15 protein-coding genes and 1 pseudogene are annotated in these 20148 nt (G+C 43.4%); 13 read left to right on the top strand and 3 right to left on the bottom strand.

All coding sequences use genetic code 11. The annotated features are described in order from the left end of the window. Positions 1-215 precede the first annotated feature (215 nt). Positions 216-1715 carry an acetyl-CoA hydrolase/transferase family protein gene (locus ACT8YW_RS05555; RefSeq protein WP_008775390.1) on the bottom strand — a complete coding sequence of 500 codons (1500 nt, stop codon included), beginning with the start codon at positions 1713-1715 and terminating at the stop codon, positions 216-218. A 143-nt stretch (positions 1716-1858) separates the two neighbouring features. Next, a complete protein-coding gene (locus tag ACT8YW_RS05550) occupies positions 1859-2320 on the bottom strand; it encodes a hypothetical protein (protein WP_049701489.1) in 462 nt (153 codons plus the stop codon). Positions 2321-2656: 336 nt separating this feature from the next. Between ACT8YW_RS05550 and miaB the strand changes: the two genes are divergently transcribed. After that, positions 2657-4030 (top strand): tRNA (N6-isopentenyl adenosine(37)-C2)-methylthiotransferase MiaB, encoded by a 1374-nt coding sequence (miaB, locus tag ACT8YW_RS05545; protein ID WP_444104285.1) that lies wholly within the window; start codon positions 2657-2659, stop codon positions 4028-4030. A 183-nt stretch (positions 4031-4213) separates the two neighbouring features. Here the strand turns inward: miaB and ACT8YW_RS05540 are convergent, their stop codons facing one another. Next, positions 4214-4927: a LexA family transcriptional regulator gene (locus ACT8YW_RS05540; RefSeq protein WP_008023698.1), complete on the bottom strand. Its 714-nt coding sequence runs from the start codon at positions 4925-4927 to the stop codon at positions 4214-4216. Positions 4928-5408: 481 nt separating this feature from the next. Between ACT8YW_RS05540 and ACT8YW_RS05535 the strand changes: the two genes are divergently transcribed. From ACT8YW_RS05535 to ACT8YW_RS05480, 12 genes and pseudogenes are all read left to right on the top strand, one after another. Further along, positions 5409-5810, top strand: coding sequence for a hypothetical protein (locus ACT8YW_RS05535; protein ID WP_444104284.1), 402 nt, complete (start codon positions 5409-5411; stop codon positions 5808-5810). A gap of 21 nt (positions 5811-5831) precedes the next feature. Continuing rightward, positions 5832-6701 (top strand): DUF4373 domain-containing protein, encoded by an 870-nt coding sequence (locus tag ACT8YW_RS05530; RefSeq protein ID WP_287636111.1) that lies wholly within the window; start codon positions 5832-5834, stop codon positions 6699-6701. Positions 6702-6905: 204 nt separating this feature from the next. Next, positions 6906-7424: an HU family DNA-binding protein gene (locus ACT8YW_RS05525; RefSeq protein ID WP_022198923.1), complete on the top strand. Its 519-nt coding sequence runs from the start codon at positions 6906-6908 to the stop codon at positions 7422-7424. Between the two features lie 101 nt (positions 7425-7525). After that, positions 7526-8059: an N-acetylmuramoyl-L-alanine amidase gene (locus ACT8YW_RS05520; RefSeq protein WP_444104283.1), complete on the top strand. Its 534-nt coding sequence runs from the start codon at positions 7526-7528 to the stop codon at positions 8057-8059. A gap of 5 nt (positions 8060-8064) precedes the next feature. Further along, a complete protein-coding gene (locus ACT8YW_RS05515; protein WP_005681936.1) occupies positions 8065-8160 on the top strand; it encodes a smalltalk protein in 96 nt (31 codons plus the stop codon). Between the two features lie 104 nt (positions 8161-8264). Continuing rightward, a complete protein-coding gene (locus tag ACT8YW_RS05510) occupies positions 8265-8954 on the top strand; it encodes a hypothetical protein (protein WP_049701493.1) in 690 nt (229 codons plus the stop codon). Positions 8955-8962: 8 nt separating this feature from the next. Beyond that, on the top strand, positions 8963-15130 hold the full coding sequence (locus ACT8YW_RS05505) for an FG-GAP-like repeat-containing protein (protein ID WP_281218920.1): 6168 nt from the start codon (positions 8963-8965) through the stop codon (positions 15128-15130). 2 nt (positions 15131-15132) lie between these two features. After that, positions 15133-15582 (top strand): hypothetical protein, encoded by a 450-nt coding sequence (locus ACT8YW_RS05500; protein ID WP_049701495.1) that lies wholly within the window; start codon positions 15133-15135, stop codon positions 15580-15582. Between the two features lie 454 nt (positions 15583-16036). Then, positions 16037-17389, top strand: a complete 1353-nt coding sequence (locus ACT8YW_RS05495; RefSeq protein ID WP_444104282.1) for a TonB-dependent receptor plug domain-containing protein — start codon at positions 16037-16039, stop codon at positions 17387-17389. Then, entirely contained in the window at positions 17311-18855 is a 1545-nt protein-coding gene (locus ACT8YW_RS05490; RefSeq protein ID WP_444104281.1) for a TonB-dependent receptor domain-containing protein, read from the top strand. The genes ACT8YW_RS05495 and ACT8YW_RS05490 overlap by 79 nt, the downstream gene beginning before the upstream one ends. A gap of 194 nt (positions 18856-19049) precedes the next feature. Beyond that, complete coding sequence (locus tag ACT8YW_RS05485) at positions 19050-19949, top strand: methyltransferase domain-containing protein (RefSeq protein WP_175630576.1); 900 nt, start codon at positions 19050-19052, stop codon at positions 19947-19949. Positions 19950-19952: 3 nt separating this feature from the next. After that, positions 19953-20148: pseudogene (locus tag ACT8YW_RS05480) on the top strand (cell division protein FtsX); the annotation flags it as partial.

Genomic DNA, 20148 nt, shown 5'->3' with positions numbered 1-20148 from the left:
ACCCAAGTGGAATTTCGTTGTTGAATCCGATTTCTATGTTGTCATAGGTTAAGTTTCTACTCTTTATGGAGGGCTTATTGATTCTTCTATAACTTATTGATTTTTCTATAAAAAGATAATTGTATTCTCTAATAAGCAAAAATCGTTGGATTTTGTTTACCAGAGAATACAATTATACTTGTTTAGAATCGAACATTGTAAATCCTATATTCTATTTACTTGGCGTATTCAGCCCAATTGGTATTCTTCATATCGCCGCTTTTAGCCAACTCTGCGTGCATACCAAGTGCAGCCTGAATAGCGTGTGGAGTCTGCGCGCGGTTGCCGGCCAGTTTGAGGTAATCCCAAAGAAGCTCTTTGTAGTCAGGATGAGCACAGTTTTCGATGATGGCTTGTGCGCGTTCTTTCGGACTCTTGCCACGAAGATCGGCAACACCTTGCTCGGTGATAACGATATTGACATCATGCTCCGTGTGGTCGTGGTGGGATACCATCGGTACGATTGCACTGATCTTACCTTCCTTAGCCACAGACGGACAAGTGAAGATAGAGATGTAAGCGTTGCGGGTAAAGTCTCCCGAACCACCGATACCGTTCATCATTTTTGTTCCGCCGATATGGGTAGAGTTTACGTTGCCGTACAGGTCGACTTCGATGGCTGTATTGATAGAAATGATACCGAGACGACGTACTATTTCCGGGCTGTTTGAGATTTCCGACGGACGGAGAACCAATTTATCGCGGAAGAAATCCATATCGTTGTAAATGCCTTCCAGACAGTCGTTTGTTACAGTCAGTGAGCAGGCACTACCAAATTTGATACGTCCTTCGCGAATCAGTCCGATCACGGAGTTCTGTATTACCTCTGTGTACATTTCGAATGGAGGAATCGTTTTATCACGTCCCAATGCACCGAGCACGGCGTTGGCGATGTTTCCTACACCCGATTGCAAGGGTAAGAAAGTAGACGGAATGATACCGCGTTTCATGTCGGCAGCGAGGAAGTCGGCAACATTCTGTCCGATTTTGTCGGTCAACGGATCGGCAGCGGCAAAAGAACGGGCTTCGTCCGGCCAGTTGGTTTCTACTACGCCAATAATCTTTTTCGGGTCTACCTGAACGTAAGGCAGTCCGATGCGGTCACTCGGTTTATAGATAGGAATTTCGCGGCGGTAAGGCGGGTCGAGCGGTTCGTATACGTCGTGCATACCCATGCCGGATTTGCTGTGTGCGCTGTTCAACTCCACGATAATCTGGTCGGCCAGACGGCAGATGGTCGGAGCGATACCACCGGCAGCAGTCAGATAAATCTTTCCGTCCGGAGTCACTTCACAGGCTTCAATGATGGCTACGTTCACTTTGCCCATGAATCCGTAGCGCACTTCCTGTGCCATTTGTGAGAGGTGTATGTCGTTGTAGGCAATCTCTCCGTTGTTCACAGCTTTGCGGAAATCAGCGTTGGTAGTATAAGGGGCGCGGTAGCGGATCGCTTTGGCACGTGACAGTACGCCGTCGCAGGACTCTCCTGTCGATGCACCTGTGAAAATTCCTACTTGAAACGGGTTTCCTTTCGCATGTTCTGCTTCAGCAATTTTTGCGAGTTCGGCTGTTACAGCCTTGGCCGTTCCGGCGGGAGTAAATCCGCTTAGGCCGATGTTGTAGCCATGTTTAATCAGGCTTGCAGCTTCCGCTGCCGAAATACGATTGAGTGACATAAATAGTAAATTTCGTGTTAAATACAGTTGATATCTAATTAGTTGAAAATTCGCTCAAAATGTATGTATACAGGTTGACACCTGATACTCCATGTTTAATACTTAATACTTGATACTTAAAAGAAGTCTCCTCCGACTGTCGGTCAGTATTTCCGTTGAAGTATTTCTCCCCAGATAATGGCTCGGCGTGCTTCTTCTGCCGAATGAATCGTAAAGTCTTCTTTATTGTCGGGTGAATCGTGAGGAGTATTATAGTGAGCACCTTGCCGACTGTTTTGTTCATCCTGTGCGACACTGTTCGCGAGGGATGCAGCCACGGATACTTCTTCTTTTTTCTTTTTCTGTTTCGAAGTTTGCTGTTTGGAAGGTTGTTTGGCGACCGGTTGCTCGCGAAGAATCGGCTGGAACAGTTCTTCCAGGGATTTGGGCCTGCCCCAAGCTTCGGGCATAGGAGCGGTATCGGGGTTTACTTCAACCGGAGATGGCATTGGGGGAACGGGGTGCTTGGCTTTAGCCTTTTTTGCCTTGCTGTTTTTATTCACCTCTTTGAATATTCCCACAAGAATGACGCCTGCTATCAAGAGAAATTTCAAAAAATCTTCCATTGTGCTTCACATCTAAATAGTTATCCGCCAAAGGTAGGCATTTTATCTGGTTTGAACTAACATTTGGGCATGAAAAAAGGGCAGCTTCACAGCTCCCCTTAATTTTTTTAACCTAAACCTTAACTATGAAAAAATCTAATGTTTCTTTCATTGCACAAATGTGAAAAATAAATTTAAATTTGCCAAGTATATGGATGGAAAATGTTTATCCTCTTAACATAAATTACAAATTTGCTTGCCAAATCATCAATTTTTGCGTTATTTCTGTGTCAATTAACTACTTATTGAAAGTGAAGCCGTATCTTTGCATCCGAATTTTTAAACTAAGATTTGAGTATGAACGAATTAACGGGAGCGGACTTTAAATCCGCAACTGAAATGACTGATGACAACAAGAAGTTGTTTATCGAAACATACGGCTGCCAGATGAACGTAGCCGACAGTGAGGTGATTGCATCGGTGATGCAAATGGCGGGATATTCCGTAGCTGAAACGCTGGAAGAGGCTGACGCTGTGTTTATGAACACTTGTTCTATCCGCGACAATGCGGAGCAGAAGATCCTGAACCGCCTGGAGTTTTTCCACTCGCTGAAGAAAAAGAAAAAGCGCCTGATTGTGGGTGTGCTGGGCTGTATGGCCGAACGGGTAAAGGATGATCTGATAACGAATCATCATGTCGACCTGGTAGTCGGTCCGGATGCTTACCTGACGTTGCCCGATTTGATTGCCGCCGTTGAAACCGGCGAGAAAGCAATCAATGTGGAGCTTTCTACTACCGAAACTTATCGGGAAGTGATTCCGTCGCGTATCTGTGGCAATCATATTTCCGGCTTTGTGTCCATCATGCGTGGTTGTAACAATTTCTGCACTTATTGCATCGTTCCCTATACTCGCGGACGTGAGCGTAGCCGTGACGTGGAAAGCATTCTCAATGAAGTGGCGGATTTGGTGGCAAAAGGCTATAAAGAAGTCACCCTGTTGGGGCAAAATGTCAACTCATACCGTTTTGAGAGACCGACAGGAGAAGTGGTTACCTTCCCGATGTTGCTCCGAACAGTGGCCGAAGCCGCTCCGGGGGTACGTATTCGTTTCACGACTTCCCATCCGAAGGATATGAGTGACGAAACGCTGGAGGTGATTGCACAAGTGTCGAATGTATGTAAACATATTCATTTGCCTGTGCAGAGCGGTAGTTCCCGCATCCTGAAACTGATGAATCGTAAGTATACCCGTGAATGGTATCTGGACCGGGTGGCAGCTATCAAACGCATCATCCCCGATTGCGGACTGACTACCGATATTTTCTCCGGTTTTCATTCTGAAACGGAAGAAGATCATGCCATGTCGCTTTCGCTGATGGAAGCGTGTGGGTACGATGCTGCTTTCATGTTTAAATATTCCGAGCGTCCGGGAACGTATGCATCGAAACATCTTGAAGATAATGTGCCCGAAGAAGTGAAAGTCCGCCGCTTGAATGAGATTATCGCTTTACAGAACCGTCTGTCTGCCGAATCTAACCAGCGTTGCATCGGAAAGACGTATGAAGTGCTTGTGGAAGGTGTTTCCAAGCGTTCGCGCGATCAGCTGTTCGGCCGTACGGAACAAAACCGTGTGGTGGTGTTCGACAGAGGGACGCATCGTGTCGGTGATTTCGTCAATGTGCGTGTCACAGAGGCTAGTTCGGCTACGCTGAAAGGGGAAGAAATCTGATTTCACCACAGAGGACGCAGAGGACACAGAGGTCTTATTCTCATAGTCGTGGCTGTCTTGTAGTTGTGACTGCCTGTACGGTATGTGGTAACTGCACTTATACAACACATCCTGTGGAGGCTTTGAGGATTAATATAAAAAATCAGTGTTCCTCTGTGTCCTCTGCGTCCTCGGTGGTGAAACTTACATCATCATGTGTCTCCTGATGGAGAACTTCACAATTGCCATTGCGTTGATGGACGCGAATGGAATATCCATCGGCTCATGGTGTGTGTTGTAACTCACCAGTTTGAGATGACCTTCCTTCTCCGAACGGTTTACGTATTTTACTGCCAGATACTCGTCTCCGTCAATCATAAACGACACCAGGTATATTTCCCCGTAAATGACGTTGTCGAAACTGCTGATTTCCTTGTATCCGATAATGTCTCCCGATTTCAATATAGGGTACATGCTGTCTCCGTTGACGTAGACCGCCCCGTCGCAGACGGATATATTGGGAATCAATATCTTCCCTAGTGCATACTGCTTTTTGTTGGTGAATAATGTTTTCAGGTTCGCTGCTGCCGTAATGTCGTATAATGTCACGCTACGGTCGTCTATTGGTTCGGGTGTTTTCGGATTGTGTATAATCTCGACTTCTCCCTGCACCAGTTCGCTTTCGCAATGTCTCGGCTGATGTTTCGGATTTCCTTTTCCCAATAATAGCCAGTTGTAGTCCACCTTGTCCCCCAATTTGTCGAGCAACAAGCGGAAATCGATGCTGTTTCGTGCGCCCCAATTGGTGACTGTAGCTCTCGAAACTCCCAGATATTCAGCTAGTTCGCTGTCTCTTTTCAGGTTTAACGCCTGTTTGGCACGCTTGATGATACCTAATACATCCAAATTTGTATCCATTCTGTTTTTTTATTTAAAAGACTAATCCCGGATTTATAAATGGCAGCTATAAAATGGCTGACTAAAAAACGTGTTTACTATATGTTTATAATCAATGACTTGCAAAATAGTTAAGATTAAAAATGAAAACTAATGTTTTATTTATGAAAAAATATTCTATCTTTGTCCCATTGATTAATAGAAAACGTTTCAAAAATATAAATTAAAAACGGATATGCCATGCAAAACTTCAAGAAAAACACCGAAACCTTGAAAATTTCTCATCCGCCGCCTGCAGAAAGCTTGCTGATACCTGTTAACAGCTATTTCCTCAAATGTTAATAGCTATTTTTCTAACCATTAATACCTGAAATGCCAGATGTTAATACCTGGCAATAGGATAACAAAAGGATAACATATTGTATACGAATACTCCGTATTTGGATGATTACAGACCTGACTGATAAAAACTAGTATTTATAATTTATAATTGGATAACAAAATGAAAAGCTCAAAAGTACAAACACTGTGCGTTTGCGGATGTTGCAAACGCTCTCTTCCGGCAAGTGCCTTTTATATCAATAAGAAAACCGGTCTTCCCGGCAACTACTGTAAGGAATGTCGTAAAACTGTCAGCCGGAACCACCGGAAGAACGAGAAACGCTCCCTGGCATGCGACAGGGAAAGCAGTTATCCGGTAATTACCTCTACGGAAGATCCCACGTTGCGACGGGAACTTATTCTGCATGCCCTTGAAACCGTAGCTGCCAGCATTGAACGGAAAAGGCGGAAAGTCCGTGAATCGGAATTTGAATCCGAATCAGGTTCTGAATCTCAATCCGGATCAGTCTTTGAATTGAAATTAGAATCAAAATCAGGATCAAAATTAGAATTGGCGGACTGATTTATAAAAACAATTTATATCATGGGACGAATAAAACAAGGGCTTGACTATTTCCCTTTGAATACCGATTTTATGCACGACCGTGTCGTACGCCGTGTGATGAAGCGTGAAGGCGATTCCGTCTTCACGATCCTGCTCTATACCCTGTCTTATCTATATTCGGGCGAGGGTTATTATATTCATGTCGACGATGACTTCTATGACGAACTCTCCGACCAGCTCTTCAGCACGGACAACGATAGTGTCCGCCGGGTGCTTCATCTGTTTGTGGAGTACGGTTTCTTCGATTCCTCTCTCTACGAACGTTACGGCATCCTGACTTCCGCCGACATTCAGCGGCAGTTCCTTTTTATCACTAAACGCCGCAGCCGTCGTCATATTTCTCCGGACTACTGTCTGCTGCCGGATGAGGAAACCGTACACTCCACCCTTCCGGATGCTGTTGCAGAAACCCCGGATATTGTAACGCAAACCCTCGATACTGTAACAGAATCTCCGGATACTGCAACAAAAAGTACCCTCATAAAAAGAAAAGAAAAAGAAAGGAAAGAAAACATCCTCCCTAACCCTCCTTTGCTCAAAGGAGGGGATGAGGGAGAAGAGGGAGGAGATTTTTCTAACAGAAAACCGGCGAAGAAGAAACGTGAACTGACACAGTCGGATATTGACCGGATGCAAGCTCCTGCTGACGGACACCCGCGCAACCTTTCCGGACTGTTGGATAACCTTCGTCTTTATCATATTCCTCCCTCCGAACAGTATGCAATCGTGCTGAAAAGTAATTACGGAGAAATCGGTGGTAAGGTTTGGAAGGGTTTCGGCGTCATTCGGGCAAGTGCCGGAAAAATCAAACTGCCCGGTCATTATTTGTTGAGTGTCCTGAATAACTGAATTAATGAGGGTTATGATGCTATTATATTGTGTAATGTATTGTAAATTAGTAGTATAGTAGCAAATTTTCATATTAACGAATTTATTAACGCACACTTTTAAAATCTCTTGCACAGACAGAAATAAGGTCTTATATTTGCATTGTCGATAAGCTTAAAGACACAGACAAACTAGAATTATTAACGACTAAAAACTATTACAATTATGCCAGTATTGTACAAACCCTTCCAGTCAACTCTGGAAGACAAAAAAAGCGGTAAAAAACTCTTCTACCCCCGAGTTGTACGTTCGGGAAACGTAGATTCCGCACAACTTTCGAAAGAAATAGCAGCCTACTCTTCCCTCTCTCCGGGTGACGTAAAAAACACACTCGACAACCTGGTGACGGTGATGGGGCAACACTTGCAATCTTCGGAAAGCGTAAGCGTGGACGGTCTTGGTACCTTCCGTATGGTGATGGTGGCTCGTGGCAAAGGTGTGGAAACTTCTGACGAAGTGTCGGCTGCACAGGCTACGCTTACCGTCCGCTTCCAACCGACAACGACTAAGAATCATGACCGCACTACCGCTACCCGTTCGATGGTGACCGGTACGAAGTGTGCCCGTTATGATAAACTTGTTTCCGATGCAGGTAGTGCAGGAGGTGGCAACTCCGGTGGAAGCGACAAGCCCGGTGGGGGCGGTAATGAAGGAGGCGGAGAAGCGCCCGATCCGGCTGCATAAATGACGTCACGGCAGTGAGGAGTACACAAAATGTAAACGGCAAACTTCGTAGGCTTAACTGGACATTTGACTTTTAACTAAACTAGAAATCATCCACTAACATGAGGATTATCAACTTGATTGTGGTGCATTGCAGCGCCACGAGGGAGGATTGTACACTTTCTCCGGAAGATTTGGACCGTTTGCACCGGCGCCGCGGATTTAACGGAACAGGCTATCACTACTACATCCGCAAGGATGGAACAGTGCACCTCACCCGCCCCATCGAACGCATCGGAGCACACGTGAAAGGTTTCAATATTCATTCAATAGGTATCTGCTATGAAGGTGGTCTGGACTGCCGGGGACGCCCGGCAGATACCCGGACTCCGGCACAACGGGCTACGCTCCGGCAACTCGTCGGGCAACTACAGGAGAAATTTTCCGGCTGCCGGGTATGCGGACACCGGGGTCTTTCACCGGATCTCAATGGAAATGGTGAGATAGAGCCGGAAGAGTGGATTAAACAGTGCCCGTGTTTTGAGGTGGCAAAGGAATTCAATGAGTTCGGAGAGTCTGCTACCGGAACTAAGAATAAGAACACGGAAGAACACAGAGTAACACAACACATTAAAGAACAGAAAGGAGGTAAATGATGGCAATGAAGAAATCAGTATGGGATATGATCCTGAAGGTGGTTATCGCAGTGGCTTCAGCTTTGGCTGGCGTTTTGGGCGCTAATGCGATGAATTTGTAAAAGAGAAATGCTGAATAATCCCCACTATGCAAAATTGTGCGTGCCAGTTTGGCATGGCGGGGCTTTGTAGAATTATCCAATAGTGAATTATAACAATAAACACAATGACTAAACGAATTATATTCATATTATTAGCAGTATTTTGGGGATTGGGACTGCAGGCGCAAACCGTAGAAAAAGATGGTACCTATTATTATGACGCAATACCAGTGACATTCGACATTGGAAAAATGATATTTACGGATGTACGCGATACACGGAAAGTGCCACCTTGGTATAATAGCTTCATTTACATGCCTAAAGGGAGCAGCCATTATCAGAAGACTCAAGGGAATGCCGTTTTTTATCGGATGGAGATTCCGGCTTCGGGAAATGTAATTGTCCATAACTGGAACTCACGCATGGGATTTAGTTCCTTGTTTGTATATCGACTCCTTTCTGAACTTCAGCCAGACAGTGATGTAAACATAGAAGAGGTCGAAATTTTTGAAGAGGGAGACTTTATGTCCCCGGATTTTGATCCGGAGAAGCTTGGTATCCCTGAAGGTGCTTCTCATGGACTTGCTTATATCCATTTGAAAAATTTACCTGCCGGCACCTATTTTATTATTACTGCAGGATATAAATACATGAATGGTTCTGTTCCCAATGGAGAACTGGGAATAACTATTATAGCCGATTTATCACCTGGCATTCCTGATGAACCGGAAATTCTGCCGGAGGAACCGGATAATAGCCCGGTATGGTACCAATACGATCAGTCGGGTAATCGAATTAAAACTAATAAGAAATAGCAATATATATGAAAAATATGATACAAAGACTCATTATTTTAATAATCGCCTCACTGACGGCCCTTTCTGCAAAAGCGCAGGGCGCAACAACATTAGAAGGTGGTAATGACTACGCTAATACGGGGTACGAAGTAGGTGAAATACCTATTCAATACGCCCTTACTCCCACGGGAGCTGTTACCTATCAGGTGGCAATCGATATTCATCCTGATCCGGAAGACTTTCACCCCCGTTTGTCGTTCTGTTACAATAGCCAACAACGTGAAAGCGCATTGGGGTATGGGTGGAATATCAGTGGGCTCTCCGGTATCACCCACGTGGCTGGAACAATCTATTATGATGGAAAATCATCTCCTCTCTCTTTGAACGAAGATAAGTTGATGTTGGATGGTATCCGCTTGTTAAAAACTGGTACGAATAGTTGGCAAAGCGAACAGGGATTCGTGAAAGTGAAAAAATTGGCGAACGGTTCATTGCAAGCTCGTTATCCAGATGGAAACATCGCTTTGTTTGAAGCCTTTGCGCAAGCTCCTTTCAGCTACGTGATGACTTCATATACGAACCGTAAAGGTAGAACTATTAAATATGACTATACTCAGGTTGATAATTTACCTTATATTCGTAAGATTCTGTATGGAGAAGCTGGAAGCGTATATAATGATTCCATAGTATTTACCTATCGCAATGTGACTGATGACATCACACGCTATGTTGATGGAAAAGCATTTAAATATAGTCGTTTACTGGAAAAAGTGGAATCTTTTTATAAAAGTACACTGTGGCGGCGTTATCTGCTTTCTTATCAAAATAGAGGCGTGGATCTGCCGGTACAATTGGATTGCGAGACAGAAAGCGGCAAATTAACTCCTCTGCGTTTCAAGTACGGAGATGGAAGGAGCATTGAGTTTCTTAGTGGGCGTACTATTTATTTACAGAAGTATTTTCCGAATTCTGTTCAGGGAGCCAATTCTCACAAGTCACTTGCCTTGTCACGTGGAAAGTTTAGCCGGGCGTCGAAAAGTGACGGTTTAATTTCGTATCCGGTGTTAGGTGAGTATAAAGAAGACCAGCATTTACTGGTATATAAAGATTTGTCGACTTCTCCCGTTTCTCCCGTCATATTTACAGCAGGAAAAGGCTTTAAGCAATTGGAAGCGGTAGATGTGAATGGGGATGGATTGGAGGAACCGGTAAAAGTGAATTATGATGAAGATCGGTTGATGGTGTCTGTATATACAAATAATGTCGATCCTAATCGTCATTCGGATTATGTATACTCGGAATGGGATGGATATGTTCATGAACGGCAAGTACTTACCGGTGACTTTAATGGGGATGGAAAGGCAGAGCTGCTGGCTATATCCACTTGCTATGATTCGAATAGAAAGAAATATCCGTCACGTGCCTTGCTGGTAGACTTGAATAGCCGTAAAGCGATTTATGATGGAACCTGTTTTGACTTTGCACTGTACCAAGCAGATAGTCGGGCATTGCATGCCGATCGACTGATTCCTATGGATTATAATGGTGATGGAAAAACGGATATCTGTCTGATCAACATAAACGGTCTTTATGTTTACGAGTTTACCGGTGATGGGTTCAGGCAACTGGCATACTCTAGTGCTATTAATATCATGCACTTCAATTTTGAAAGCGGTACTATAAAGGACAGGGAACTGATGGTGGCTGATATGAACGGTGACGGGAATATGGATATTATTCTGGGGCCACGTCGTGTGCATTGTAAGGATGGGTTTAAACACTTCGGAGATGGAATTTGCCATGGTGCATGTGATAGTGAGAGTAACCTGAAAAGCGTTAGTGCGAGTGGATATAAACATTATGTACATCCCTACTCCGGCCAGGAGTGTATGGTTGATCCGAGTGTACCCCAGCGTGACTTGGTGGTCTTTGACTGGAATGTGGAGAACGGCAAGCAGTGGAAGTTTCTGTTATCAACCGGCAACTCTTCCTACAGTTCCGCTAATCCTGGATTTAAAGTGCATACAGAGGAATTGTTCTACTGTTTTCACGAGACGGTTGGGCAGAACTTCATGTTGGTGGATGTGGATAGTGACGGCTTGCCGGATTTGCTGCGTAACGTGCGTGGGAAAATCTATCTTCACTTGAACGAGAATGGAAAAATAAGTCAGAACTATAATATCCGTTCTGTTTTGCAAATGGATAATCTTTCGGCGCAGTTTGCTATGGCTAATGTAGCGCAATCTTACTACTGGTCGGGCGGGCTTATCTGCGTGGACAATGAGAATCTCCATGTATATGATTATTCTCATAACGAGTCAGAACAGCGTATGTTACATGACCTAACCGATAGTTATGGAGTGACTTCGAACCACTATTATATGGATATAATGAAAGTTCCCGAAAGTCGCTATACGGGTACTTTGAGTCCATCATTTGGGTATATTAGTTACCCATATGCGGTAATGACTCCTCATCTGTATGTTCCGTCATGGCTGAAAAAAACAAAGGGAGGCGAGCAGCTTTCGTGGGAATACTACAACTATACTCATGCCGTTTTCCACTGTACGGGGCTGGGATTCCGTGGTTTCCGGAAAATTGAGACGGAAGACGTTATAAATAAACGTCTGATGACTTCCGTATTTGATCCGGAATTGTTAGGTGCGGAGATAAAAAAGGAAACTCCCACTGATACAGTTGTACGTAAATATGTGTTGGAGAGGGCACAGGATAAAACGATCCTTCTGAAATTACAGAAAGAAACGGTGAAGAATGCCCTCAATGAAACGGAAAAAGTGACTAGGTATGAACATAATGGGTATGGGCAGGTGGTTGCTGTATCCACTTCCTGTGGCGTCCTTAAGGAAACGAAATCGCATGGTTATGAGAATGTGGAAAATAGTGATTTGTATCTATTGGGACTTCCGCTTTATTCCGTGACAAAGAACTTCCGTAATGATTCAACTGTTATCCAGGAAGTAAGAGTAGATTACGACGACCGTTATTGGCCTGTTTGTAGAACAAACTTTATCAATGGAAGTATCACTTCCCAAGAACGTTACGAGTATAACGACCGTTTGCAGCTAATCAAGCAGAAGCAATGCTCTTATGAGTCAACAGATACATTAGGATACACATTTATGTACTACCCTAACGGACGCCTGCTTAAAAAGACTAATGCCATGGGACTATCTATTGACTATACGTATGACCCTGCAACCGGACTTTTGCAAAGCAGTTCTGACGCTAAAGGACGCATCACCCGCTACATCTATGATGCATGGGGACGTCTTATGGAAACCAGCTATCCTGACGGGAGTGCGAAACAGCTATCAATTGCATGGAGCCAGGGAAAGGACCCCGGACTGTATGTTGTAACCGCTACTGAGACCGGAAAACCCGTGACGAAAATGTATTATGACTTTCTCAAGCGTGAAGTGCGTACATCGCAGATTCGCTTTGATGAACGGGAAATGAAAATAGATAAGGTGTATAACCCCAAGACTGGCTTGTTGGAAAAAGAATCACTACCGACTAAGGATAGCGTGCCTTCACACTGGACCCACTTTGTATACGACAAGTTCAACCGTCTTACCTCTACCCGCCACGCCTCGGGGAAAATAGATTCCTGCGCCTATGGAATTTTGACGGACACTGTTCTAGAGAATGGTATTCGCCGCATTCGCAAGTATGACGCTGCGGGACTGATGACGCAGGTTGCGGATAACGGGGGAATTATTGACTATTACTACCGCCCTGACGGACAACCGATAGTAGCAGTAGTAAAGGCGAATCAGAAAGAAATACAGACCCGTTTCTACTACGATAAGTACGGTCGGCGCATTGCTATCAAAGACCCGAGTGCCGGAATCAGGCGTACAGCATACGACGCTGCCGGAAACATATGTAAGGAAACGGATGCTGATAGTCGTGAGATTGTGAAAGAGTACGATTGCTACGGGAGAATAACCAGGCAGACTACCCCTGACATGACAACGGTCTACACCTATGACAATACAGAGAACCTGCTGCTCTCGGCAGTGTCGAGCAATGGCAGTGGTATGTACAACGTTTACGACGGATATGGCAGGCTGGAAATGCAGCGTGAAAAAGCGCCAGACGGCAAGTGGTTACAGAAAACGTATGGCTACACTACCACTGGACTGCCATCCGATGTGGTTTATACTTCTCAAAACGGAACATTGGCTACCGAGCATCTGATTTACCGGAACGGTTTCTTGTCCGAAGTCCGCTTGCAGGACGGGACCTTGGTGTATCGTCACGATGAAGAGAACGAGTTGGGCCAATTGACGAAGCTTACCGCCGGTGGTATGCAACGCAGCTATACCTTTAATGATTGTGGATTACTTACAAGACGCAGCATTATGAGGGCAGACGAAACAGTCATGTTCGACCATAGCTACAGCTTCAATACGGAAACCAACAGTCTAGAGAATCGTACGGATGAGACGAGAGGGTTGTCGGAAAACTTCGGTTATGATGAATTGAACCGCTTACGAATTGAAGGACATAACAGTATCATCTATGACGATTTGGGCAATATTCGCAGGAAGAGTAATGAAAATAACTTGGGCCTGAATTATACTAATCCTAATCGCCCCTATGCAGTGACTGGTTTGGATTACAACGGGGGAGACCCGGTAAAGTCAGGTATTGACATCACTTATACCGCTGCCCAGCGTCCTTCTGTTATCATGCTGGATACGAAGAAAGTCATGTTGACGTACAACGCCAATCATGAGCGCATACGTATGCAGTATTCTGTGAACAATCAGAATGAGTTGACTCGTTACTATCTGGGTGGTAACTACGAAATAGACGAATCTCTTGGCAGTGTCAAAGAAAAGCTTTATCTTGGCGGCGGATATTATGATGCTCCTGCGGTATTAATAAAAGAAGGTAATCGCTTATCTGTTTTCTTTATTCATCGGGATTACTTAGGCAGCATTTTACAAATAGCCGATGCACAAGGAAACGTAGTGGAAGAGAATAGCTTTGATGCTTGGGGAAGATTGCGCAATCCCGCTACCCAAACCGTTTATGCACCAGGTACGGAGCCTGAGCTGATGCTGGATCGAGGCTTTACAGGACACGAGCATCTTTCGTTCTTTGGATTGATTAACATGAATGCCCGTCTGTATGATCCAGTGCTGGGAAGATTCTTGAGTCCTGACCCATATGTGCAGGTGTTGGACTTTACGCAGTCGTATAATCGGTATATGTATGCGATGAATAATCCGCTGTGCTATGTGGATCGGAATGGAGAGTTTCTTTGGTTTGTTCCTGTAATTATTGGTGCTGCAATTGGTATGTATTCGGGTGGTGTTATAGCTAATAAAGGACAATATAATCCTGTAAAATGGGATTGGAGCTCCGGTAAAACTTGGGGTTATATGCTTGGTGGTGCTGTTGTAGGCGGTGTGTCAGGTTATGTAGGTGGAGCGATAGCGACTTCAGGAATTCCAATGGCGAACACTGCGGCTATAGCTGGTTCTTCGCTTGTCAACTCGGTAGGTACTTGGGCTTATACCGGTGGACAAACGCCGATATCAATCAGTCTTGGTGCAGTCTCTTACGACTTTACGAATGGAGATTTTGGATATCTCGGCGAAAAAGGGAATTCTGTACTGGAGAATATCGGATATGGGCTTGGAGCACTGGCAAATTTGAGTGATGCGTTGATAGGATTTAATCCTCAAAAGGTTGATTTGGTTACTGAAAATTCGGATGCTGTAGGGCATTCTGCATTAGTAAATGAAGGAACTATGACAGGAACTGGTTTGGGCAATGGAAATCCTGCTAATGCTGACCCTAATGGTATTATTTCAGTCGGTCCCAATAGGTATGTCGACGGGAATGGCAGTTGGCATTGGATGAAAGGAACAAACCATTGGGATACTCATACAGGTGCAGGAGAAGTGTTTTGGCGACAAACTCTTAATGTCAATAAGGGTACAATAATGAAATATGGACAATGGCTTAATAAGATGGAGAATTCTGGCAAATTTATCTATAGCTTGGAATTGAGCAGTTGTGTTACACATACTTCTGTTGCATTGAATTTATCGGGATTGTTCAATATAGGAATACATCCATATCTCTTAAATGCACAAATGTATTTGTGGGGAAATGGTATTAGACCGTGGACTTATAGTTATTTTTTTAATAAATAAAAATGAAACATTTACTTTTAATTCTATTCCTGCCTATGATTTTTAACATTTCATTAATGGGGCAAGATAAATCCGAACAAGACAGGCAAAAAGATATTTTAGACTGTCTTGTCAAAATGGGGGAAGATACTATGGTTACCCTGAATATTTGTGAAAGTAAATATCTGAATTTTAATTATCAAACGATAAAAAGCACATTTGATTTTCACGGAAAGAGAGTTGCATTTTTTAAAGGCAATGCAGGGACGATCAAAAGCACAAAAAAAGAATATTTTGATAGGATAAAGTATTTTGTAAACCAAAAAGGTTACTTGCCCTTATGTACCGATCAATTGGTCATTTTTAACGAAGATCAAGTGGCAAAAACAGGGTATGATGCTGCGATTGTTTATCAAAGTAAAAGATTAGTACCCATAAACGAGGTCGTCAGAAAACTGAGAAAGAGCAAATAGAACTTTTATTCATCAAGTAGGAAGGGAACTGGGTTTGTTTTCTTCCTACTTTCTTTTATGGTTTATATTCAAAAAGCCCCGGACGACACTTGGCTACAGAGAATGTACAGTTACATCGCTGATGGATTGTCGTCCGATATGTATCTTACCCTAATATAAGTCGACTAAAAACAGCCAATTTATATCAGGGTATTTTATATTCTCTAAATTGAATGTTTTTTAGGGCTGTATAATATTCTTCGAAATTATGCATTCGAAAGTATGTAATTTGAATTTTGTTAGTAAAGGGAAATAGAAACTATCTAAAATATAATTTAAGATTTTTCTTAAAAAGTCTCATTTCTCTTTTAGTAGAAAGCTCCTTATAGTTGTATTTATATTATGTATATAGTTTTTCTATAAACTTTGATACATGAATAGTTTGTAGTAACCAAAATCTAAATATTTGATGCCTATGAAAGCATTTACTCTCAAAACTTTGCTTAGTTGTGGCTTCTCACAATCTTTGTACATTTCTTTGATGAAAAAAGGAGGTGCGATTCTTTTATTGGCCTTGTTACCTGTTTCTATGATTTATGCGGATCATGAAACTTCTCCAAAGGATACGGTGAAGTTGGCATACAGTCCACAACAGATTGATGGGGCCGATCTGATGAAGGTGAAAGACGCCAATTTCGTAAACTCCCTGATAGGAAGAGTGGCGGGAGCTACTATTAATCCCAGTGCTTCCGGTGTGGGTGGTTCAGTAAGGATGGTGTTGCGTGGTTACCGTTCCATATTAAAATCCAACAATGTGCTTTTTACTTTGGATGGTGTACCTTTGCCACGATTGGAGCCAGAGCAATCTTTTAATGTAAATACCTCTAACTGGCAGACTGGTGATGGTATAGCAGCTTTCTCTCCTGATGATATAAAGAGCATTTCTGTTTTGAGTACCGCAGCAGCTTCTACTTTGTATGGTAGTCGTTCCGCTAGCGGTGTGGTGATGATTAATACAAAGAAAGCACATTCCGGAAAACTAAGAGTAGAGTTGGGGAATAGTACCACTTTCAGTTCGCCACTTGTCATGCCTGAATTCCAGCAGACCTACGTGGCGGGGTGGGGAGAAAAGACGAATCATCCTCAGTCATGGAATCCAGCAGACTTTTTCCGTACCGGACATACTATCAATAATTCCCTTAGCCTTTCTATAGGAAATGAATATAATCAAACCCGAGTATCGGCTGTCACAATGAATGGCACTGGCATCATTCCCAACAACGATGTAGATCGTTACAATTTCTCATTCCGGAATACATCTTCTTTATTAAATCATAGACTGAAACTCGACTTTACTTTGAGATATATTCATACCGCAGAACAGAATATGTTATCGCAAGGTATGTATGGTAATCCATTGGTTCCTGTCTATTTGGTACCTGATGTGTTGCAAGAGCGTATTAGCGTCAATCCCGATTATAACTACAAGAATCATTTTGAAGTTTACGATCCGAAACTTGGGGCTAATGCGCAATATTGGCCTTTAGGAAACATGGGGATGGGTATGCAAAATCCTTATTGGATAATCAACCGGAATCTGTACAATCAGAAAAAGAGACGTTTACTAGGTGGGATAGGAGCAAAATATGATTTGACCTCCTGGCTCAATGTGGCGGGGCTATTCATTGCGATCGTGATAAAGAAACTGCCACCGAAAAACTTTATGCGTCTTCTCTTCAAGCCAATCCTTTGGGCTCGTATTATGAGTCTGAAGATAAGAATACCCAGTTTTATTCCGATCTCCTGTTCAATGTCAATAAAAAGCTAGGGGACTTTTCGATTAATGCCACTTTAGGTTCTTCTATTTGTGATACGAAGTTTGATAACTCTTACATTGACGGTGCATTGGGAGTAGTGAATCAGTTTAATTTATCAGGGCTGGATAAACATGGGGGCTCTTACTATAGAGATCAAGACTTCAATTATCACGACCGGGCTACATCATTGTTTATGCTTGCGCAATTGGGATATAAAAACCTGTTATTTCTTGATTTGGGCGGACGAATGGAATGGCTGAAATTCTGGGATGATGATTCAAGTTATTCAACAGATGTTATCTATCCTTCGGTAGGGGTATCTGTAGTCCCAACAGGACGGTTGTCTGATAATCCCAACCGATTCCTTTCGTTTCTAAAACTCAATTATACCTATAGTGAAACCGGTAATAGTTTTACTGATTATATCTTTTTGAATAAAAAAAGGGTGGGTTTGAAGCCCAGATTGGAGGATAATATGCTGGATCCCGAGCATACTAAGTCTCACGAAATAGGACTCAATGCAGGTTTTCTTAATGATAAAATCAGTTTGGCGTTTACAATGTACAAGACATCTACTTCCGATTTACCGTTTGGAGGATATCTTTCTATTCCCTCTCAGGGGGATATTTATTTCATGTATAATGGGGCCAAGGTTGATAATAAAGGTTTCGAGCTTATCTTGAGTACAAATATGAATATCGGGCAGGTAAAGTGGGATGGACGTTTCACTTATTCTATCAATAAGAATGAAGTAAAGCAGCTTTTAGAACCTCAGAAAAATCCTATAACGGGTACCGATTTTAATTTAAAAGAAATCCAAATGGGTAAAGGTATCGGTTGGTATACTCCATTGAAGGAAGGTGGCTCTATAGGTGATATATATATTACAGATTTTCAGAGAGATGCACAGGGGGATGTTATTGTTGATAAATCCTCACAGACTGTCAATCCTGCATACGACTATGTGTATGCAGGTAATACTGATCCTAAATATACGATGGGCTTGGCTAACAGTTTTTTATGGAAAGGCTTTGAACTCGATTTTGTGATTCATGCCCGTTTTGGTGGTGTAGGTGTGTCGATGACGCAAGCTGCTATGGATCGATTTGGTGTCTCGCAGGCTACGGCAATAGCCCGTGATAATGGCGGTGTCTGGGTTAGTGATGAAAAGATTCCGGCAGAGAACTACTTTCGGCAGGTAGGACAGGCATGTACGGGAACAGTGTATACCTATGATGCCACTAATATTCGTCTTGCTGAAATGTCGATAGCCTATCATATCCCCGTTAACCGGTGGGTAAAATGGATACAAGATGTTCGGGTGGCATTAGTGGGACGTAATTTGCTTATGTTGTACAATAAAGCTCCGTTTGATCCGGAATCTACGGCAAGCACGGGAACCTGGGGGCAGGGCATAGACAATTTCCGTCAGCCTAGCTACAGAAACATGGGCTTTTCCGTTAATCTGACTTTTTGATCTTCTTGAAAAAAGAGAACTTGTCCCGATAGGAGCTGTCAAAACTACTTCTGCCTCCTATCGGGAACAACTCTTCTATTAAAAGTCCTTAACGAAACCCCAATCCATCACTTTTTATTTGTTTCTTTGCACCAAATTCGGGTATAGTGTTGTCTTGTCATTCGAGGCAGCACTTAATTTTGCTTAGATAGTTAATGGAGAAACTCAGTATAAATGCTTGTCCGGTGTGTGGCGGTATGCACTTGAAACGCGTCATGACTTGTACGGATTTTTATGCTTCGGGCGAACAGTTTGAACTGTATTCGTGTGAGGACTGTGGATTTACATTCACACAAGGAGTTCCCGTGGAAGCAGAGATAGGCAAGTATTATGAGACTCCCGACTATATCTCTCACACCGATACGCGCAAAGGCGCGATGAATAATATCTACCATTATGTACGTTCCTATATGCTGGGCCGCAAAGCGCGCCTGGTAGCCAAGGAAGCGCATCGTAAAACAGGGCGCTTGCTCGATATAGGTACGGGAACCGGTTACTTTTCTGATACAATGGTTCGCCGGGGATGGAAGGTAGAGGCAGTGGAGAAAAGCCCGCAGGCACGTGAGTTTGCAAAAACGCATTTCGAACTGGATGTAAAGCCTGAATCGGCTCTGAAAGAGTTTGCTCCTGCTAGTTTTGATGTTATCACTCTCTGGCATGTGATGGAGCATCTCGAATCTTTGAATGAGACTTGGGAAACGCTTCGCGAATTGCTGACAGAAAAAGGAGTATTGATTGTGGCAGTACCCAACTGCTCTTCTTATGATGCCAAGCGCTACGGTGAATATTGGGCGGCTTATGACGTTCCCCGTCATCTTTGGCATTTCACTCCGGGCACTATACAACAGCTGGCTTCTCGTCATGGCTTTATTATGGCGGCACGTCATCCGATGCCGTTCGATGCGTTTTACGTATCTATGTTGAGCGAGAAACATCGTGGCAGTTCATGCAGTTTCCTGAAAGGGATGTTTGCCGGGACGTTGGCCTGGTTCAATGCTTTGGGAAGGAAAGAACGCAGCAGTTCAATGATTTATGTATTCCGAAAAAAGAGATAACGCATGGGAAATCAAAACAAATATAAGTCAGGTTCGATTTTCGACATGCAGTTCATCACGTCGAGTATCAGTACGACATTAGTGTTGCTGTTGCTGGGACTGGTTGTCTTCTTCGTATTGACAGCACACAATCTTTCCGTATATGTCCGCGAGAATATCAGTTTCTCCGTTCTTATCAGTGACGACATGAAAGAAGCGG

The sequence above is a fragment of the Bacteroides sp. genome (assembly GCF_052357945.1).
GTDB lineage: Bacteria > Bacteroidota > Bacteroidia > Bacteroidales > Bacteroidaceae > Bacteroides.
The sequence above is the reverse complement of the archived record's forward strand: the minus strand, read 5'-3'. Positions and strand labels throughout refer to the sequence as shown.

What these genes read in the sequence shown, in the direction of transcription:
- ACT8YW_RS05525 (WP_022198923.1), top strand. Translation starts at nt 6,906, where the DNA reads ATGCCAGTATTGTACAAACCCTTCCAGTCAACTCTGGAAGACAAAAAA.
- ACT8YW_RS05515 (WP_005681936.1), top strand. Translation starts at nt 8,065, where the DNA reads ATGAAGAAATCAGTATGGGATATGATCCTGAAGGTGGTTATCGCAGTG.
- ACT8YW_RS05530 (WP_287636111.1), top strand. Translation starts at nt 5,832, where the DNA reads ATGGGACGAATAAAACAAGGGCTTGACTATTTCCCTTTGAATACCGAT.
- ACT8YW_RS05505 (WP_281218920.1), top strand. Translation starts at nt 8,963, where the DNA reads ATGAAAAATATGATACAAAGACTCATTATTTTAATAATCGCCTCACTG.
- ACT8YW_RS05520 (WP_444104283.1), top strand. Translation starts at nt 7,526, where the DNA reads ATGAGGATTATCAACTTGATTGTGGTGCATTGCAGCGCCACGAGGGAG.
- ACT8YW_RS05540 (WP_008023698.1), bottom strand. Translation starts at nt 4,927, where the DNA reads ATGGATACAAATTTGGATGTATTAGGTATCATCAAGCGTGCCAAACAG.
- ACT8YW_RS05495 (WP_444104282.1), top strand. Translation starts at nt 16,037, where the DNA reads ATGAAAGCATTTACTCTCAAAACTTTGCTTAGTTGTGGCTTCTCACAA.
- ACT8YW_RS05500 (WP_049701495.1), top strand. Translation starts at nt 15,133, where the DNA reads ATGAAACATTTACTTTTAATTCTATTCCTGCCTATGATTTTTAACATT.
- ACT8YW_RS05555 (WP_008775390.1), bottom strand. Translation starts at nt 1,715, where the DNA reads ATGTCACTCAATCGTATTTCGGCAGCGGAAGCTGCAAGCCTGATTAAA.
- miaB (WP_444104285.1), top strand. Translation starts at nt 2,657, where the DNA reads ATGAACGAATTAACGGGAGCGGACTTTAAATCCGCAACTGAAATGACT.
- ACT8YW_RS05510 (WP_049701493.1), top strand. Translation starts at nt 8,265, where the DNA reads ATGACTAAACGAATTATATTCATATTATTAGCAGTATTTTGGGGATTG.
- ACT8YW_RS05535 (WP_444104284.1), top strand. Translation starts at nt 5,409, where the DNA reads ATGAAAAGCTCAAAAGTACAAACACTGTGCGTTTGCGGATGTTGCAAA.
- ACT8YW_RS05550 (WP_049701489.1), bottom strand. Translation starts at nt 2,320, where the DNA reads ATGGAAGATTTTTTGAAATTTCTCTTGATAGCAGGCGTCATTCTTGTG.
- ACT8YW_RS05485 (WP_175630576.1), top strand. Translation starts at nt 19,050, where the DNA reads ATGGAGAAACTCAGTATAAATGCTTGTCCGGTGTGTGGCGGTATGCAC.